Origin of the sequence: Sphingosinithalassobacter tenebrarum, from assembly GCF_011057975.1 — a bacterium.
GTDB classification, from domain to species: Bacteria; Pseudomonadota; Alphaproteobacteria; order Sphingomonadales; family Sphingomonadaceae; genus Sphingomonas; species Sphingomonas tenebrarum.
Genome location: NZ_CP049109.1, coordinates 1,909,774 through 1,928,113 on the forward strand (window position 1 = coordinate 1,909,774; position 18,340 = coordinate 1,928,113).

At 65.9% G+C, this 18,340-nt stretch carries 20 protein-coding genes; 19 read left to right on the forward strand and 1 reads right to left on the reverse strand.

Going from position 1 to position 18,340, the window contains the following annotated elements:
• Positions 1-2: 2 nt before the first annotated feature.
• Positions 3-275, reverse strand: a complete 273-nt coding sequence (locus tag G5C33_RS09465) for a hypothetical protein (RefSeq protein WP_165326980.1) — start codon at positions 273-275, stop codon at positions 3-5.
• A 173-nt stretch (positions 276-448) separates the two neighbouring features.
• On the opposite strand from G5C33_RS09465, the gene G5C33_RS19495 reads away from it, so the two are divergent.
• The 19 genes from G5C33_RS19495 (at position 449) to G5C33_RS09560 (ending at position 18,337) form a co-directional block, all read left to right on the forward strand.
• Complete coding sequence (locus G5C33_RS19495) at positions 449-1,183, forward strand: DUF2312 domain-containing protein (RefSeq protein WP_323126187.1); 735 nt, start codon at positions 449-451, stop codon at positions 1,181-1,183.
• Positions 1,176-2,753: a DNA primase family protein gene (locus G5C33_RS09475; RefSeq protein WP_165326981.1), complete on the forward strand. Its 1,578-nt coding sequence runs from the start codon at positions 1,176-1,178 to the stop codon at positions 2,751-2,753. The genes G5C33_RS19495 and G5C33_RS09475 overlap by 8 nt, the downstream gene beginning before the upstream one ends.
• A gap of 294 nt (positions 2,754-3,047) precedes the next feature.
• On the forward strand, positions 3,048-3,530 hold the full coding sequence (locus G5C33_RS09480) for a hypothetical protein (protein WP_165326982.1): 483 nt from the start codon (positions 3,048-3,050) through the stop codon (positions 3,528-3,530).
• Positions 3,531-3,869: 339 nt separating this feature from the next.
• Complete coding sequence (locus G5C33_RS09485; RefSeq protein WP_165326983.1) at positions 3,870-4,046, forward strand: hypothetical protein; 177 nt, start codon at positions 3,870-3,872, stop codon at positions 4,044-4,046.
• A complete protein-coding gene (locus G5C33_RS09490; RefSeq protein ID WP_165326984.1) occupies positions 4,043-4,651 on the forward strand; it encodes a hypothetical protein in 609 nt (202 codons plus the stop codon). The genes G5C33_RS09485 and G5C33_RS09490 overlap by 4 nt, the downstream gene beginning before the upstream one ends.
• Positions 4,648-6,762 carry a terminase gpA endonuclease subunit gene (locus tag G5C33_RS09495; protein ID WP_165326985.1) on the forward strand — a complete coding sequence of 705 codons (2,115 nt, stop codon included), beginning with the start codon at positions 4,648-4,650 and terminating at the stop codon, positions 6,760-6,762. Before G5C33_RS09490 ends, G5C33_RS09495 begins: the two co-directional genes overlap by 4 nt.
• Positions 6,759-6,971, forward strand: coding sequence for a phage head-tail joining protein (locus G5C33_RS09500; protein WP_165326986.1), 213 nt, complete (start codon positions 6,759-6,761; stop codon positions 6,969-6,971). Before G5C33_RS09495 ends, G5C33_RS09500 begins: the two co-directional genes overlap by 4 nt.
• Position 6,972: 1 nt before the next feature.
• The gene (locus G5C33_RS09505; protein ID WP_165326987.1) at positions 6,973-8,496 is read left to right on the forward strand and encodes a phage portal protein; all 1,524 of its coding nucleotides are present in this window, start codon (positions 6,973-6,975) and stop codon (positions 8,494-8,496) included.
• A gap of 13 nt (positions 8,497-8,509) precedes the next feature.
• Positions 8,510-10,585 (forward strand): prohead protease/major capsid protein fusion protein, encoded by a 2,076-nt coding sequence (locus G5C33_RS09510; protein ID WP_165326988.1) that lies wholly within the window; start codon positions 8,510-8,512, stop codon positions 10,583-10,585.
• Positions 10,586-10,643: 58 nt separating this feature from the next.
• Positions 10,644-11,156, forward strand: a complete 513-nt coding sequence (locus G5C33_RS09515) for a DUF2190 family protein (RefSeq protein WP_165326989.1) — start codon at positions 10,644-10,646, stop codon at positions 11,154-11,156.
• A 40-nt stretch (positions 11,157-11,196) separates the two neighbouring features.
• Positions 11,197-11,505, forward strand: a complete 309-nt coding sequence (locus tag G5C33_RS09520; RefSeq protein ID WP_165326990.1) for a head-tail joining protein — start codon at positions 11,197-11,199, stop codon at positions 11,503-11,505.
• 7 nt (positions 11,506-11,512) lie between these two features.
• Positions 11,513-12,130, forward strand: coding sequence for a DUF6441 family protein (locus tag G5C33_RS09525; RefSeq protein ID WP_165326991.1), 618 nt, complete (start codon positions 11,513-11,515; stop codon positions 12,128-12,130).
• A gap of 16 nt (positions 12,131-12,146) precedes the next feature.
• Entirely contained in the window at positions 12,147-12,623 is a 477-nt protein-coding gene (locus G5C33_RS09530) for a hypothetical protein (protein WP_165326992.1), read from the forward strand.
• 66 nt (positions 12,624-12,689) lie between these two features.
• Entirely contained in the window at positions 12,690-13,955 is a 1,266-nt protein-coding gene (locus tag G5C33_RS09535) for a phage tail tube protein (RefSeq protein WP_165326993.1), read from the forward strand.
• A complete protein-coding gene (locus tag G5C33_RS09540; RefSeq protein WP_165326994.1) occupies positions 13,955-14,527 on the forward strand; it encodes a hypothetical protein in 573 nt (190 codons plus the stop codon). The genes G5C33_RS09535 and G5C33_RS09540 overlap by 1 nt, the downstream gene beginning before the upstream one ends.
• Before the next feature lie 20 nt (positions 14,528-14,547).
• The gene (locus G5C33_RS09545; RefSeq protein ID WP_456114998.1) at positions 14,548-14,733 is read left to right on the forward strand and encodes a DUF7697 family protein; all 186 of its coding nucleotides are present in this window, start codon (positions 14,548-14,550) and stop codon (positions 14,731-14,733) included.
• A 14-nt stretch (positions 14,734-14,747) separates the two neighbouring features.
• Entirely contained in the window at positions 14,748-17,033 is a 2,286-nt protein-coding gene (locus G5C33_RS09550; protein WP_165326995.1) for a hypothetical protein, read from the forward strand.
• A 3-nt stretch (positions 17,034-17,036) separates the two neighbouring features.
• Positions 17,037-17,738 carry a hypothetical protein gene (locus G5C33_RS09555; protein WP_165326996.1) on the forward strand — a complete coding sequence of 234 codons (702 nt, stop codon included), beginning with the start codon at positions 17,037-17,039 and terminating at the stop codon, positions 17,736-17,738.
• Positions 17,735-18,337 carry a hypothetical protein gene (locus G5C33_RS09560; RefSeq protein WP_165326997.1) on the forward strand — a complete coding sequence of 201 codons (603 nt, stop codon included), beginning with the start codon at positions 17,735-17,737 and terminating at the stop codon, positions 18,335-18,337. The genes G5C33_RS09555 and G5C33_RS09560 overlap by 4 nt, the downstream gene beginning before the upstream one ends.
• Positions 18,338-18,340 lie beyond the last annotated feature (3 nt).

Genomic DNA, 18,340 nt, shown 5'->3' on the forward strand with positions numbered 1-18,340 from the left:
TGTCAGGAAGACTTGGTGCTGGCGATGTAGCCGGGCGTTGCCCAGATGATGCGCGCGATGTGAGTTATGGTTGCTTCCAGCGCATCAACGATCTGCGCCTCGGCGTCTGTCAGGTCTTCGCGGGCCCGGCCCTTGCCGCCGTCAACAAACCACGCAGCCTCGACCTCAAGACTTTCGCGGGTCTGCCCGGAATAGTCGATCGCGGAAAAATACTGCCCCCTCGCGCTTACTGCGTTATCGTAGGCAAGCTTGGCATTGGTTTCGATGGTGGTCATCTGAGGTCTCCGTACCTATCGCGGTTGGCCGTTCCATCCGCTGTTGATGACACCATATATACACGAAAGGTGTATCGCGGCAACCGGGAAAATGCACCTATCGCAAATTTATTTCGGAATGAAGGGAGCGGGAATCTGGTCGCCAAGTCGCTTCCCGGCATGGGGTACGGCCAGTGACCGCTTCCCGTCTGCGCCATTTCGTCGAACGCATCCGCCGGCTGATGGGTGAGCGCGCGGCGATTTCGGAGGATATCCGATCGGTTTATTCCGAAGCGAAGGCCGATGGCTTCGACGCGGGGACGATCCGGCGGTTGATCGCGCGGATGGAAATGGCGCCGGACGATCGCGAGGAAGCCGACGCGCTGCTGGCGACCTATGAAGCGGCGATCGGCGGGTTGATCGATGCCGAAGCCGAGCGGCGGCTGACCGATACTCGCCCTGACGCGGCGGCGATCGCGCTCGAGATGCTGACCGCCGATATCGTGGGGCTGGAGGATGAAGCGCGGGCGGCGGCACTGGTGGAGCATGTCACCATACTGCTGGACATTCGCGCCGAGATTGCCGTGCTGCGCGGGCAGGAGCGCGCGCGCAAGGCGATGGCGAAAGATGAAGGATTCGACGCGAAGCAGATCGGCGCCACCGTGCACTGGTTCGAGAAATGCGTGAAACATGGCGAGGATGCCATGCGCGCGGCGGAGGCGACGTTCCATTTGTATCGCGGAACGGTGGAGGCCGATCGCATCGCGCCGGCGGCGATGTCCGACCGCGACCGGGGATTGATGGCGAAATTCGCGGGCAGGGATCCTGCTGCGGAGAAGCGCAGCGCGGCGCGAAAGCGCCTGTCAGGCACGATCGCGACGTTGAACGCGATGGACGCGGCAACGCGCCGGGGAGGCGGGCATGGCTGACGCGATTCCTGTGATCGTGCCCGATCCGTGGGATCTGGCGTGGCACGAGATGAACGATCAGGGCAATGCCGATCGCTTCGTCGCGCATGCTGGCGGGCTGTTGCTGCATGTGCGGGGCTGGGGCTGGGTCGCCTATCGCGACGGGTGCTGGAGCCGGGACGATGGCGAACGGCTTGCCGCGCTGAAAGCGATGGAAGTCGCGCGGCACATGCGCGAGGAAGTCCGCGCGCTGAACGAAGCGCTGACCGGCGATCGTCGGCGGCCCGACGGCATGACCGAGGACATGCTGCAGGGCCGTATCGAGGCGCTGGCGAAGCATGCCAATCAATCGGGCAATGCCAATCGCACCAAGGCGATGCTGGAGCAGGCGGCTAGGCTGGACGTGCTGAACCGATCGATCGAGGATTTCGATGCCGACCCTCTCGCCCTGAACGTGGCCAACGGGACGTTGCGATTCCGGCGCGACGGGGACGGGCAATGGGGCATGACGTTCCGCCCGCACGACCCCACCGACCTGATCACGCGCAAGGCGACGGCCGAGTGGATCGAGGACGAGGCCGCGCGCGTGGAAAATGCCGAGTGGCTGAAACATCTGGAAACCGCGTTGCCGGGCGCCGAAGTGCGCTGGTTCTTTCACAAGCTGATGGGATATTGCGCGACCGGGCTGACGCTCGAGCAGATATTCATTCTGCTGCAAGGGCGCGGCGGCGACGGCAAATCGACCGCAATTAACGTGCTGCGCATCGTGCTGGGCGGCTATGCCGTTTCGGGCAACGTCAAATCGTTCATCGACACGGGCGATCGCGATGCGGGCGGGCCGACGCCGGAGCTGATCCGGTTTGTCGGCGATACGCGGCTGATCAGCCTGCAGGAGCCCAAGCGCGGCAAGGCGCTGGCCGAAGATCGCGTGAAGCAGTTCACGGGCGGCTCTCCGGTCACCTATCGCGCGCTGTACGGCGCCGAAGAGGAATTCGAGCCGCAGGGCAAGGTGGTGATGGAATGCAACAGTCGCCCGCGGATCAGCGGCGATGATGACGGCATCTGGCGCCGCATCGTCATCGTGCTGTGGCCGCACCAGTTCAAGGGCGGCGCCATCGTGAAGGGCATGGATCGCCGCATCCTGGCGTCCGAGGGCGGCGGGAGCGCCGTGCTGGCGTGGGTTGTCGACGGCATTCTGGGCTATCTGCGCGAGGGGCTGGAGCCGCCCGAGGACGTGCAGGACGCTATCGAGGAGTATCGGCGTTCGTCGAACCCTTTTTCGGAGTGGATGGCGGCATGCGTCGTGCCCGATCCGCTTGCCCTGACGCTCGCGGCCGATCTCTACCGTTCCTACAAGGACTGGTGCCAGGAGCAGGAAATCGACGAACGCGCGGTGATGAGTAACGCGGCGTTTGGGCGGGCGCTGGGCGACAGGCAGATCATCGTCAAGGGGAAGGACCGGCGCGGCAAGGTGCTGCGCCGGGGTGCGCGCCTGCGCGACGCTGGCAGCGATGGCGCTGCTGCCGAGGCCGCGCCCGAAGCGCCGCCGGGCGATGTGGACGATTGGAGCGAATTGGGTGGGGCGCCCTGATGACGGACAGTTGACGGACAGTTTGCCGCAACTCTCCGTCATTTCGCGCAGCGGCGGTTTCGATGGGTAAGGCCGGGCAGATGTCAAGAGGGAAAGTGGCAAGCGAATAAGGGTGTAACCGTCTGTCTCTCCGTCAACTATCCGTCGCTGTGTGGCGCGGAATTGCGTCGATGACGGACGGAACAGACAGCACGGATACCGTTTGCCGGAAACCCCATAAGGCGGGCGCATGCGCATGTGCGAAGTTGTGTTTTCCCTCTGTCTGTCCGTCATTCGAAAAAGGGAGTGGTAAAGATGATCGAAGCGAACGGGTTGCTTAGCTATGACGAGGTTCAGGAGCGCCTGGTGGAAGCGTGGGGCTTTCTGATGCGGATGCCCGATCGCGAGCGCGGGTGGCTGCGCAGCGGCGTGTCGAGCATCTATCGCGAGTTTCGATTGAGCGAGGCGGAAGCGTGGCGGCTCTATCAGATCGACAGCGACGACTATCATGGCGATGCGCGCCCGAAGCTGCCGCCGCTGTCCTCGGTCGAAGTGGATCGGATGGAGGAAGCGCTCGCATGGGTAAGCGCCTATGCGCCGCGCCGGGATTGCGGACTGATCGGCGTCGTGCTGGCGCAGTTGCAACGATCGGCGCGGCCAAGTTGGGAAGAGGCGGCGGACAAGATCGGTGGCGATGCGGCGCCGGCGGCGCTGTCGCGTCGGTACGAGCGGGCGATGGGAGCGGTGTGCCGGGGCGTGAACGCAGGACTTAGGCGCGCCGGATCGTGTCAAGCCTGAAAATCGCCCTTCGCGATAATTTTGGGTGTTCGTTTGAGCGGCGTTTTGCGCCTATTCCTATGTATGTTCGGCGCGGTTCGCGTGCGGGCATATCCTCTCCCTTGTCATCAACTTGCATCGCCCTGCCGGGTTTCATCCTGGCGGGGCGATGCTCGTTTTGCCGTTGGCCTTGGTGGACGGAGGGGGGGGGTAGCGGGTCCTTTCCAGGGGGGTGGCCGCTAATGCGGTGGGGCTGAGCGCAGGGTTTTCGGGTTCAGGGGCGGTTTTGGATTTTGAACCTTGTGAACTGAACTGTTCACATCGGGGGTGAACACACGAGATCAGGTGTTGGAGGCGACAATGGCCAAGCTGACCGAACAGGAACGGGCGGTCGTTGAAAAGCTTGCTGATGCCTGGAACGCGTTCCTTGTGCTGCCGATCGAACACGGCGACGACCAATTGGAGTTCCGGCAGGCGATTCATGCGGCGCAAGATAAGGTGCTGTCTCGACCTGGCCGAAGAGAGTTCAATCGATGACGTTGATGACGCAGGCGGATTTCGCCGCGCATCGCGGTGTCGGCAAATCCGCCGTTTCGAACTGGAAGAAAGCCGGGCTGCTGGTGTTCGCCGAGGATGATGCAGGCCGGGCGATGGTTCATGTCGAGCGGTCGGACGCGCGGTTGAATGCGCGGGTCGATCCTACGCGGGGGCGGCCTTCGGCGGGTCTCAACGGCGGGACGGCTCCGGCGATCGTCGAGAGTGACGCCGGGGCGGGTGAGGATACGACGGCGGGCGGCCAGCGGTCGCTGGCACTGGTCAAGGCCGAACAGGCCGAGGAAGCGCTGGTTTCGCAGCGACTCAAGAATGCGAGCGCCGCCAGCGAACTGGTGCCGCGCGTCGATGCGCAGCGGTTGCTGGCCGAAGGCGGGCGCGCGATCCGCGAGCGGTTGATGGCGTGGCTTCGCGGATCGGCGGAGCAGCGGGTGGCGATGCGCGACGTGAAGGATCTGCTGGCGTTCGAGGATGCGGAAGTTTCGGCGCTGTTTGCCGAGCTGGCGCAACAGGCCGCCGCCGGCGTGTTCGCGGCGCCGGATGAAGATCAGGACGATGCGCCGGCCGACGGCGAGGAACAGGCGGCGTGACGTTTCACTATGGTCGCTTCGGCGATGCGGCGGGCGCGGCGTTGCGAAAGAATGCGGTGGCGCTGAACAAGGCGTTCGCGGAAGGATTGCAGCCGCCGCCGCGGCTGACGCTGAGCGAATGGGCGCCGCAATGGCGGTGGTTTCCCGACGACGCCCCGATTCCGGGGAGGTGGCGGAACGAAACCGCGCCGGAACTGGTCGAGATCATGGACGCGATGTCGATCCATGATCCGTGCGAAGCGGTATCGCTGATGAAGTGTGCCCAGTCGGGCGGTTCGGCTGTGGCTGAAAACTTTCTCGGCTATATCAGCGATCTGGCGCCGAATGCGACGCTGGTGGTGCACCCGACGTTTCAGGCCGCAACGGCGTGGAACGCGGAAAAGCTGTGGCCGATGATCGAAGCTACGCCCCGGCTGTCGCCCGATCGCGGCGGCACGATCCGCGCGCGCGGGCTGGCGGACGGCAGCGGATCGACAACCGAGAAAATCCTGTTCGCCCGCAGCGGCGGATACATATTGCTTGCCGGGGCGAACTCGTCGGCGGGTCTGCGCCAGCGCACGGTGCGCTTCGCGATCGAGGACGATCTGGACGATTTTCCCGACGATCTGGAGAAACAGGGCTCGCCGGAAGGCATGGTGGACGCGCGCTTGCGGGTGTGGGCATCGCGCGGACTGGCCAAGCGACTGAAGATTTCGACGCCGCGCATCAAGGGCGCGAGCAAGATCGGGCGGGCGTATCGCGAAGGCGATCCGCGCCGCTTCTACCTGCAGTGCCCGCACTGCCGATCGCGGTTCGTGCCCGAATGGGCGGACCTGCAATGGCCGGACGGCGAGCCGGAGCTGGCGCACCTGGTGACGCCGTGCTGCGAAACGCCGACCGAACATTGGCAGAAACAGGAAATGAAGCTGCCCGACGGGTGGCTCTCGCTGAAAATCGACGGCGCGGACGTTCCGCGCGTGCTGACCGAGGAAGCATTTCAGGGCTGGCGGGCGCGGATGCGGCCGAGCCGCAAGATCGGGTTTCACCTGCCCGGGATCATATCGACGTTCCTGAGCTGGTCGGAAATGGCGAGTGCGTTTCTTGCCGCGCAGGGCGATGTCAACGCGCTCAAGACGTGGACGAACCTGATCAAGGGCGAAGAATTCGAGCTGCGCAACGATGCGCCGGATTACGAAGCGCTGATGGCGCTGCGCGAACAGGATTGGGGCCGGGGGCAGATGCCGATCGGCCCGGTGGTGACGACGCTTGGCGTCGACGTGCAGGGCGACGGGCTCTATCTGGAGCTGGTCGGATGGGGGCCAAACAAGGAAAGCTGGCAGCTAGACGCTCGGTTTCTGCCGGGCGCGACCGATGTGGCGGGACAGGGGGCGTGGGCGGACCTGGACGCGTACAGCAAGCGCGGCGTGACGTTTCCGGGCGGCAAGACGTTCCCGATCGATCAGGAATGCGTCGACGCGGGCTATCACACCGAAGCGGCGCAAGCCTATTGCGCGAAGCGGGCGCGGCGACTGGCGGTGTTCGGGCGCGCGGGATGGGGCCTGCCGGTGCTGGGGCGCGGTGTCGCGGTGCGATACGAAGCACAGGGGCATCGTGCCGGCGCGGCGTCGCGCAGCGCGGACGACAAGGCGCATATTGTCGGCGTCAATGGCGTCAAGCTGAGCTGGTACGGATATCTGCGCGCGACGCTGGCGGCGGTGAACGCCGCGGTATCGGAAGGCGGCGACATCAAGGTTCCGGTGGGGCGGGTGCATCTGAGCCGTGACACGCCGGAAGACTGGTTCGAAATGGCGGTGGCGGAAACGATCACCGTCAAGATGGTGAAGGGGTTTCCCGATCGCCGGTGGACGGTGATGCCGGGCCGCGAAAACCATTATCTCGACTGCCGCGTCTATAACATCGCGGCGACCGAAAAGCTGATGCTCGACACGCTGGGCGAGGCCGACTGGTCGGCGCACCGGGCAGAGCGGTACGCCGCGAAGGATGCGCGGCAGGGCGATCTGCTGAGCGGGGTTGGTGCGGCTCAGGTGGCGGCAGCGGCGGCGCCGCAACCCGAGCCGAAAAAGGCGTCGCCGCAAAGCGGCTATATCGAACGAAAGGATAATTACCTGTGACGACGACTGCCGATCAGATTGCCGGGTTGGAGGCGGCGCTTGCGAGCGGCGAGCTGACCGTGGAATCGGACGGCGAGCGCGTCACCTATCAGTCGGTTCCGGCGATGATGCAGGCGCTGGACTATCTGAAGCGCAAAGAAGCGACGGAGGCGGCGCCCGCCGGCGGTGTGCGTCCGCGCACCACGGTCGCCGTGTTCGATCCGAACTGAAATGAATATTTCGGAGGGAATCGACCGCGCGATCGGAGTGGTCGCGCCGCAATGGCATGCGCGCCGCGCCGAAGCGCGGTTGCGTGTCGCGGCGCTGGACGCGGGGCGGGCGCAGCTTCGCGGATATGATGCCGCTGAGGCGAGCCGGGCCAATCGCGGACGGGTTCGGCGCGGTGGTTCGGCCGATGCGGTGAGCGACCGCGCTCGCGAACCAATGAGCTGGGTTGCGCATGACCTGGTGCGCAACAACAAATATGCCGCAGCCGCGATCAGTCAGATGGTCAGCATGGCGTGGGGCGACGGCATCGCGGCGCAGGCCGTGCATCCGGTCAAGCGCGTCCAGCAGCGCGCTCAGGATGCGCTGGATCGCGCGGCGGAATCGCGGATCGACGGGTTCGGGGACTGGTTCGGCTTCGGCAAGATTTCGGTTCGCGAAATGATGGTCGGCGGCGAATCGCTGGCCTTGTGGAAATCGGACGGGCGGCTGCCGAATACGGGTGTGGTCGGCATGGAAGGCGCGCAGCTGGACATGTCGAAAACGGGCCAGTTGAGGAATGGCGGCAAGATCGTTCAGGGTGTCGAATATGACCGCGACGGGATGCGCGTCGCCTATTGGCTGTACGAACATCATCCGCAGGACATCACCGGGGGCTGGGAAGCGTCGAAGCGGGTCGATGCGATGCATGTCGACCACCTGTTCGAACGCATCCGCCACGGGCAGACGCGCGGCATTTCGTGGCTGGCTCCAGTCGCGACGACGATGCGCGACATCAAGGATGTCGAGGATGCCCGCGCGCTGCGCGAGAAGATCCAGAACTGTCTTGCCATCGTGCTGCAATCGGGGCCGGGGGATGCCCGTTCGCCGATGGCGATCGGCGAACAGGATGAAGCCGAAGGCGACAAAGGGCGCGGGCCGCTGGAGGAAACGATTCGTCCGGGGATGATCGCGCGGTTTCAGCCGGGCGAAAGCGCGACGGTAGTCAATCCGTCGCCGGCGCTGGGGACCGTGGAGTTCATTCGGCAGCAGCTGGCGGGCGTATCGGCCAATCTGGCGCCCTATCATCTGATGACGGGCGACACGACAGGCGCGAACTATACGACGCTGCGTGCGGTGATGAACGGGGCCTATTCGCGCATCACCGACTGGCAGCAGAATGAAATCATTCCGTTGCTCAGCCGCCCGATGGCGGAGCGGATCATGGTGCGCACGGCGATCACGCAGCGCGATCCGCGCTTTCTGGACGTGCGGTTCAATTGGGCGCTGCCCCGCCGGTACATGGTCGATCCGATCAAGGATCTGGCGGGCGAGATCATGGAAATCCGAGCCGGGCTGCAGACGATCCGCCGTTCGCTCGGCGATCGGGGTCTGAACGTCGAAGAGCATTTCGCCGAACTGAAGGCGATGAACGACCTGATCGACAAGCTGGGGCTCGCGCTGGACAGCGATCCGCGCCGGGTGACCGATGCGGGGCAGCTGCAGCAGGCGGTCGGGTGGCTGGCGCCGAAAGACGGCACGGTGAACTGAAAAGGAGACGACAGTGACGAATGCAACGACGGCGGAAGCGCCGGCGGCGGCTTCGCTTGCCGGTCAGCCGGTAGAGGAACGTCTGGTGCAGTCGGAAATGGCGACGCGCCCGATGGTGACGCAGCCGGCGAGCTGGGATGCCGAAGCACGCACGATCGACGTGACGTTCACGACCGGCGCGCGCGGCGCGCGTTTCAACTGGTCGCGGTTCGAAATGATCGATGAGGAACTGGCGACCGATGACGGCGCGGTTCGGCTCGATCGGATGAACAACGGCGCGGCGGTGCTGAATACGCATCGTCAGTATGATCTGGAAAACCAGATCGGTGTCGTCGTGCCGGGCAGCGCGCGGATGGAAAACGGCGAAGGCATCGCCACGGTGCAGCTTTCCGGGCGCGAGGAACTGGCTTCGATCGTAGCCGATATCGGTGCGGGCCTGATCCGCAATATTTCGGTGGGCTATATCGTCCACACCTATGAAGTCACCGAACGCGACGGCGCCCGCGCGCTGTATCGCGCGACGGATTGGGAGCCGGTCGAGATCAGTTTCGTTCCGGTCCCCTTCGATGCGGGAGCGCAGGTGCGCAGCAACCGCGAAACCGAGCAGGGCGGACATCCCTGCACCATTCGCCGCACATTGCCGGCATCTCAGGAGAATGACGACATGACGACTGCCCCGACGCAGGCGGCCAGCGGCGACGCGGCCGTCGAAAACCGTTCCGAACAGAGCGGCGGCGCCGCAACGCAGACGGCTCCGCAGCCGCCTGCGCAGAATCCGCCCGCTCCGCCCGAACACCGCCAGCAAAGTGAGACGGTGAAGCGTTTCAGTGCCGGTGTCGCGATGCGGTTCATGGATATGGCTCGCCCGTTCGGCGAAGGCATGGAAGCGAAGGCGCGATTGCTGATCGACCAGAATGAACGCGGTGAAATCAGCGTCGAAACCGCCTGGGAACGTCTCGGCGAGGCTTCAGGCGAAGCGCAGCGCGCGGCGACCGGCGGCATTTCGACCGGCGGACGTCCGATCGCGGTTTCCGGGCAGAACGAACAGGCGACGCGCGGTCTGATCGTCGACGCCATCGTGGCGCGGTGCACCGGGGCGCAGCCGGGCGAAGGCGCGCGCGAATATATGGACTATTCGCTGCTCGACATTGCCCGTTCGCGCGCCGGGCTGTCGCCGCGCGAACGCGATGCGACGATGATCATGCGCGCGGCGAATACGTCGTCGGATTTCCCGCTGCTGCTCGAAGCGGCGGCGAACAAGCTGCTGCTGGCGCGCTATCAGCTGGCGACGCCGACCTATCGCGCGATTTCGCGGCGCAAGGATCTGACCGACTTCAAGGAAACGAAGCTGCTGCGCGTCGGCGACTTCCCGACGCTGAAGCCCTATCAGGAAGACGGGGAGATCAAGTCGGGGACGATCAACGAAGGTCGCGAAACCGTGATACTCGGTTCCTATGGCCGCATCCTGCGGCTGTCGCGGCAGGCGATCGTCAATGACGATATGGGCGCGTTCGACGAAGTGTTCGCGACGATCGGCGATGTTATCGCGCAGTTCGAGAATGCGACGTTCTTCGCGATGAAGGGGCAGAACAACGGCGCCGGGCCGAAGCTTTCGGACGGCAAGGCGGTGTTCCATGCCGATCACGGCAATCTGGCCGCCAGCGGCGGGGCGATCGACGTGACGACGGTCGGCGCCGGTCGCGCGGCGATGCGCAAGCAGGAGAATATCGACGGCAACACGATGAACGTCGCGCCGAAGTTCATGCTGGTGGGCGCCGACGAAGAAACCAACGCCGACAAGTTCCTGGCGAGCGTGACGCCGACGCAGTCGAGCGAAGTCAACCCGTTCTCGGGCAAGCTGACTCCCGTGGTCGATGCGACGGTTTCGGGCAATGCGTGGGAGCTTTACGCCGATCCGGCTCAGCTCCCGGTCTTCCACTACGGCTATCTGCGCAGCGCGCCGGGGCCGCGGGTGATGATGGAAGAGCCGTTCAACGTGGACGGCATGGCGTGGCGCGTGACGCTCGATTTCTACGCCGGCGCCACCGATTATCGCGGCGCCTATCGCAACCCCTATACCGGCTCCTGAGCCGTCCTTTTCCTTTACCGGGGGCGGCGCTGCTGCCCCCGCATCGCGGAGACTCAACATGAAGAATTTCGTTCAGGACGGGGATGCGATCGATTTCGTCGCGCCCTCGGGCGGCGTCGTTTCCGGCCTTCTCTACGTCATCGGCGGCTTTCTGTGCGTCGCAGCGACGGATGCGGCGGAAGACGAGACCTTTTCGGGGTGGACCGAAGGGGTGTTCGAATTCACCAAGGAAACGCATGCGACGGCGCAGGCGCTCGATCAGGGCGACCCGGCCTATTGGGATGCCACCGAAAAGCGGCTTACCAAGACGGCCAGCGGCAACGTGCTGGTCGGTGCGGTGACCGAGGATGCGGCATCCACCGCGACCAGCGCGAAGGTGAAGCTGTGGCCGCGCGGCGTGGCTGCCGGCGCGACGATCGCCGATATCAGCCTGGCGGCGGTGACCGGTGTCGACGGGACGGGCAGCAATGCGGCGTCGAAGGCCGATGTCGATACGCGGATGACGACGATTCAGAACAAGATCAACGCCATCATCGCGGCGATGGAGTCCGGCGGCCAGATCACGGCCTGATCGGTTCCGCGCCATGTCCTTTCCCGCTCGCCGAACGCGCATGATCGATGCGGTATTCCGCCAGTTCGGGGAAGATGCGCGCTGGGCGGGCGGGGATGTGGTGCGGGTTCGGCGCAAGGTGCTGGACAGCATGGACGATGTCGCAGAGCTGAATCTGATTTCGCGTCGCGAGGAATTGCGGGTGCGGCAATCGGAGGTCGCGTCGCCCGCGCGGGGCGACGTGGTGGCGCTGGTCGATGCCGATGGCGTGGCGACCGGCGAGGAATGGACGGTGAGCGGCGAGCCGGTGCTCGATCGCAACCGGGTGTGGCACATGCCGTTTCGCGTGACGGCGGAAGCGGGGGTTTAGGGGCGCGATGCGTACCAGGGTGATCCCGCCGACGCCGCGGCGGCATGAAAAGGCGCTGGTCGCCGCGCTCAAGCGGGCGCACATGCTGGGCATGCGTGCGACGATCAAGGGCGCGCAGGAAGAATTTCGTGACGATGTGCTTGCCGCGGGGCTGGGCCATCGGCTCGCAAAGACAGTGCGGCGTGACGTGTATCCCGAGACGGGATCGAGCATGTCGCCGGCGGGCGTCGTCTATGCCGCGCCCGGCAAGCCGGGATCGCGCAGCGCGGCGGCCATATTGGGGCATTATCAGCGGGGAACCTCTATCACCCCCGCGCTGGGCAACTGGCTGCTGATTCCGACCAAGGAAGTGCCCAAACGGGGCGGGCGCGGGTGGCGATCGCCGATGACGGCGCAGGAAGTCGAAGCGATGTTCGGGCGCCGTCTGCAATGGGTGAAGCAGCCGAACGGCAATTATCACCTGTTCCTGCGGCGTCGCCGGGGAAAGAAGGTCAAGAGCCTGTTGATGTTCGTCGCGGTGCGCGACGTGCCGGGAAACAAGCGGCTGGATTTCGATGCGATCTGGCGCAATTGGGGCGCGCGCCTGCCCGGCAATATCGCCGCCTTCATCGAATACGACGAATAGGATCGGAGCAGGGTCGATGTCGACGCAGCGCGAAATCACGCTGGCGCTGAAGGCGCTGGCGACTGCTGCGTTGCGCGGTGCCGGCTATGCGACGGGCAGTGCCGACATTCGCGGGTTCGAGCAGACCGCGAGCGAGCCATTCCGTGCTTCGGCAGCAGGATCCGTAACCGGTTATCCCGACGATGCCGAGGAAATCGGCGTTTCGCTGGGGCCGCTGGTGCATCACCTGCGCCAGCCCTTCGTGCTGCGTCTGCTGGCGCCTGACATTGCGCCCGATCAGGCGGCGTCGCTGGACGCGATGGCGGGGCGGATCGGCGCGGCGATCGTCGCCGACCGCGAGCTGGGCGGCCTGGCCGACTGGATCGAGGCGGCGGCGATGCAAGTGATCGAGGAAACGCCGTTCGACAGCGACCAGATGCAGGTCGGCGAGCCGGTGCAGGTCGGCGAAGTGACGGTGATCGTCGAATATTCGTCGAGCGATCCGCTTAACTGAGTGGTTCCCGACTTCGCTCGAACCGAATGGTGGCGGGCTTGCGTGAAATTCTGAAGGAGAATGGTTATGGGACGTGCGCGGGGTGCGAATGCGCTGCTGGTCGGCAAGATCGAGAGCAGTTACGGCGTGGCGCCCGCCGAAACCGAGTGGAATCAGCTTCCGTTCGTTTCGTCGGCGCTGAGCGGCGAAAATGCGCTGATCGAAGACGACAGCCTTGGTCAGGGGCGCGAGCCGTTCGATCCGATCCTGGGGCCGCACAATGCGACCGGCGATCTGACCGTGCCGGTGGATGTGCGCAGTTTCGGTTTCTGGCTCAAGCTGTTCTTCGGCGCGCCGACGACGACGGCGAGCGGCTATGCGAGCGGCGGGTGGACGTTTTCGGATCAGCCGTCGACGGGATCGACGATCACGGTCAACGGCGTCACCTTCACCTTCCGTTCGTCGGGCGCGAGCGGCGACGAAGTGAATATCGGCGCCGACCTGGAGGCGACGATGACGGCGGTCGCGGCCGCGCTGAACGCATCGGCCGACCCGGACGTGGCGGAAGCGACCTACGCGGGGACGGCGACGGGCGTCACCGTGACGCACGACACTGCGGGGCTGGCGGGGAATGATTTCACGCTTGCGGCGTCGGCGACCAGCAACGCCACGGTGACCGGCGCCACGCTGACCGGCGGAACGATGTCGCATGTCTTCACCAGCGGCAGCTATGCGCTGCCCTCGGCCGCGCTCGAGGTGGCGCATCCCGAGCTTGCCAAGCCCTATCATCCGCATCTGGGCGTGATGGCAAACACGCTGCGGATTTCGCATCAGCGGAGCGGGCTGCTCAACGCCGTGCTGGGCATGGTGGCGCAGCAGGAAACGGACCCGAGCGCCAGCAGCCTGGCGACGTCGCCGACGCAGCGCGCGCTGCAGCGGTTCGTGCAGGCGCGGGGCGAAGTGCAGCTCGCCGGCGAAACGCTGGCGAATGTCGTGTCCGCCGAATTCAGCTATTCGAACAATCTGGACGTGCTGGAAGATGTGCGGCCCGACGGCCTGATCGGCGGCGCGGATCCGGGCATGGCGATGGCGGGCGGCAATCTGGTGATGCGGTTCGCCGATCATGTGCTGTTCGACGCGGCGACGGCGGGCGAGCCGGTGAGCGTCACGCGGCGCTGGACGAAGGGCGCCAATTCGCTGGCGATCGCGACGCCGCGGCTGTTCCTTCCCCGGTTCAAGCGTCCGACGGAAGGGCCGCGCGGGCTGCAGTTCACCGCGAACGTGCTGGCGGCGAAGCCGAGCAGCGAAGCGATGGTGACGGCGACGCTGATCAACGATGTGGCGAGCTACTGATGACGCTCTATCGGATGCAGAGCAGTGAGCCCGAGTGGATCACGCTGATCCCGGCGGAAGGGAAGCGGGTGGCGGTGGAAGTGCTGGCGCACCCGGCGACGCGGGCGATCCGGCGCAAGGCGCTGGCATCGATCGCGCAGGATGCGGACGGTGGCGGCGAACCGGAAGCCGGGGAAGGCGTGGCGAACGAAATCGAGGATTTCGAGCGCAAGACTGCGATCGGTGAAGCCTATGGCGCGGCGATGATCCGGGCGCGGGTGAGCGACTGGCGCGGGCTGGCCGATCCCCAGGGCCGGAAAGTGCCGATCGGCGACGCGAGCTGGGAAATGTTCCTGGCCGACGATGCGCTGTTCACCGCCGCCTATGCCAGGCTGGTGGTTCCGGTGCTTGCCGTGGACGCGGAAAAAAACGGATCGTCGCCCTCGCCGAATGGCATTGGGGCGGGGGCGATGCCGGAGAACAATATTGCCGGTACGAACCGTGCAGCGCCGCGCAAAAAGGGCGGTGCGCGGAATGCCCGTACCGCCTCCACGCGCCGCAGAGCGACGAAGGCGAAACCGTCTGGAGCGTAATCACCGCCTGCTCGCGCCAGCTGCGCGCGGGTTTTGGTGGCGCCTATGCGATGGATTTCGGGGCGGTGCTTGAAATGGGGCGCCAGATGGGCGCGGACGGCGGGTTGCTGGCGGATGTGCTGCCGGGGGTCGAGGCGGTGCTGATCGCGGCGATGCGGGCGGATGATGGGGATCAGCCGGACACGCCCGAAGCGGCGCAGGAATAAGGAAAGCGATCGGAATGGCCGGAGCGACTGCCAATCTTCTCTATCGCATGGGCGTGGAGGGCGGCGACCAGGTGGTCAATGCCGTCCACGCCGTCGGCAGCGAGGAAGAGAAGAGCGCGAACCGGGCGATCGCGGCGGCGGATCGGAAGGCGGAGCGGCTTGCCGCCGACGAACGGCGGATTCAGGCGGCGCGGAAGGCTTCGGCGGATGCCGATGTGAAGGCATATATGCTCGCAACCGGGGCGAGCGAGGAATATGTGCAATCGCTGCGCCGGGAAGCGATCGTGGGCGAACAAGTGAATGCAGTGCGGCGGCAGGCAAGCGTCAGCACGCGGCAAATGCGCAGTGCCATGACGCAGGTGAGTTACAGCTTCCAGGACGTGTTCATTCAGGCGTCGATGGGGCAGAATATTCTGCAGGCCTTGACGATTCAAACTACGCAGGCTGCGGGCGCCTTTGCCTTCATGGAAGGAACTGCCGGCAAGGCCGCGCGCGTGATGATAGGCCCCTGGGGGCTTGCCTTCACCGCTGGAGCGCTGCTGCTTTCAACCTTCATCGGGCGGTCGAAAGAAGCGGAAGCGCAGACCAATGATCTGAGTCAGGCCATCGACTGGCAGAAAATGTCGGTCAATGAGCTGATTTCCGCCGTCAAGGAACTGGAACAGGCGCAGCGCAAGCAGATTCAGGTCGGTTTCGCGGCCGAACAACAGGCCTATGCCAATGCGAAAGGCGCGCTGACCGCGGCGATCGCCGCGCGGGAGCAGGCCAAGGCAAATCTGGAAAACGCGCGATCGACTCTTGCGGCACAAAACCCGATGGAGGGCGAAGGCGGCGTGGTGGCGTCCGGCTTGCTGGTACACCGATTTGACGCACAGGTTACGGCTGCGGAGGAAGGCATCGCGACGGCGCGGAAGCTGCTGCGCGAAGCGCAGATCCCGATCACCCGCCGCGAAGTTGCAGCGGCCACCGATGCGGCAGCGGCGGCAACGCTGCGGTACGAGCGGGCGCAGGCGTCGCTGGAAGACCGGTTTGTCGCGGGAGGAATGAGCGAACAGCTCTATCGCGCGCAACTGGCGGCTCTGCAGCGGCGGCGCGACGAAGAAATCAAGGCGGCGCAGGAAGCCGAGCGCGAATCAGCCCGCGCGGGCCGGGCGGCGGAGCGCGAAGCGCGGGCGGCAGAACGCGCGGCCGCGAAGTCCGCGCGCGAGCTGGTGCAGGACCTGACCTCGCTCGAGCAGAAATACGATCCCGTCGCGGCGGCTGCGCGCGCCTATCGCGAGGAACTGGAGAAGATCGCGGCGCTGACGCGGGCGGGCCTGATCACAGGTGATACGGCGCGCGACTGGGGCCGTCGCGCTGCGGCGGACAATCTGGGCGCGGCGATCGGGATCGATGCCATTCGCAACGGCGGGCGCGCGGCGGCGGAACAGCAGGCGATCACCGACGCCGCCGAGGAAGCGCGGCAGCGCGACCAGCGGGTGCGGGATTATCTGGCGCGGCAGAGCGATGCCGCCGAGATGGCGACGCTCGAGCTTTCGCTGGTGCGCGCGGGCAATGACGAACGCGCGCGGGCGGTGGATCAGTTGCGGCTGATCCAGTCGCTGCGCGCGGACGGGATCACGGCGGCGGACGCGGAATATCACCTGATCCTGCGGCAGCATGACGCGATCGCCGACATGTACGACGCGATCAAGCGGCAGGAAGACGCCTGGCGCGAAGCGCGCCGGTTCGGCGAGGAATTCGCCGACACCGTGCTCGACCCGCAGCAATGGGACAATTGGGGCCAGTTGGGGATGGACGTGCTGGCGATGATCCGTGCCGAGCTGATCAAGCTGGCGCTGCTCAACCCGTTCAAGAACTTGATCAACGGCGACGATTCGCTGCCGACGCTGGGCAATATCGGGTCGCTGCTGGGCATCGGCGGATCGTCGGGCGGCGGCGCGGGCGGCGCCAGCGGGGGGATCGCAAGCATCGGTTCGATGATCGCGGGTTTCGCGCCCGGCACGCTGGATTTTCCCGGCGGACTTGCGCTGACCGGCGAGCATGGCCCCGAGCTTGCCCGCTTCCCGGCGGGAACGCGCATTCATACCGCCGCCGACACGCGGCGGATGCTGGCCACGAACGATCAGGGATCGGCGCCGGGGCCGACATTTTACATCGATGCTCGGGGCGCCGATTCGGCGGCTGTAGCGCGACTGGAGGCTGCGGTGCGCGAAATGAACGGGACGATCGAATATCGCGCCGTCGAGGCTGTTGCCGACGCGCAGCAGCGCATCAACGGCGTGCTGGGGCTGCGCTGACCCGTGACGCCGCTGGACACGATGCCGGTGCGTGGTGCGGCTCTGCAGTATTTCGAGCCGCAGACAGTGGATTTCCTGTCGCCGGAGGCGGGCGGGCGCGGGGGCGCGATCGCGGCGGGAAGCGATTTATGGGCGGCGGAGTGGCAGTTGGGAAAGATGGGCGCGCGCACGTCCGATATCTGGCGGGCATGGGCCGCGCGGGTGGCGACATCGCGGCGCAGCTTCGTCGCGCGCGATCTGGCGCGGCCCTATCCGCTCAAATATGTGCTTCAGGGCTTTGCGGCGATGACGCAGGCGGACGGCAGCGGCCCGTTCACCGGCGCGGCATCGGACTGGTCGCAATCGATCGACGGCGAAGGCGAGCCGCAACTGACGCTGGAGGGATTGCCTTCCGGCATGATCCTGCAGACGGGCGATTATGTCGGGTTCAAATGGGATTCGGCGGGCGCTGATGCCGGAACATACGACCGGCGGGCGCTGGTGCGCGTGGACGAAGGCATGTGGTTCGCGAATGCGTCCGGCGTGGTGACCGTTCCGGTGCAGCCGGCGGTTTCGCTGGCGGTTCCGGCCACCGCCATTGCGCATCTGGATCGTCCGGGGTGCGTGATGCGCTTCGTTCCCGCCGATCGGCGCGTCGGCGCGATCGACCGGCGCCTGGCGGTGGCGGGCGGGACGATCGCGGCGGTGCAGGATTTGCGGCCGTGAAGATATTCAGCGCGGCCGCGACGGCGGCGATCGCGGCGGGAACGGCGCGTGATGGCGGGGCTCTGGAAATCGCCTGTGCCGATCCGATCCGCGTGTGGAGCGGCGAGGGATCGCTGGAAAGCGATCTGTTGCGCGGCGCGGGGAATCCCTTCACCGGGCTGGGTCATCGTTCGCTGGTGCGTGCGACGGCGGCGGCGCTGGGATCGGCGGCACAGAGCATCACTTACACGCTGTCGGGTATCGACCCGGAGGCGCTGGCGCTGATCGACGCATCGGAAGTGCAGCGGGCGCCGGTGACGGCGTGGCGATTGATTTTCGATGCCAGTGGCACGGTTCTGCTCGACGCGCATATTTTTCAGCGCGGGCGAGTCGACCGGTTGCCGCGTTCGGAAACGGCGGGGGGCACCGCGACTGTATCGCTGATCGCCGAAGGCGCGGCGCGCGGACACGGAAGACGGAGCGGGCGGATGCGGACGGATGCCGATCAGCGGCTGATCGACGCCGATGACGGCGGGCTTTCGCGCGTCAGCTTCGCAGGCGAAAAGACGCTGTACTGGGGCGGTTCGGTTCCGCGGCGCGCAGGACAGGCGCTCGGCTGAAGC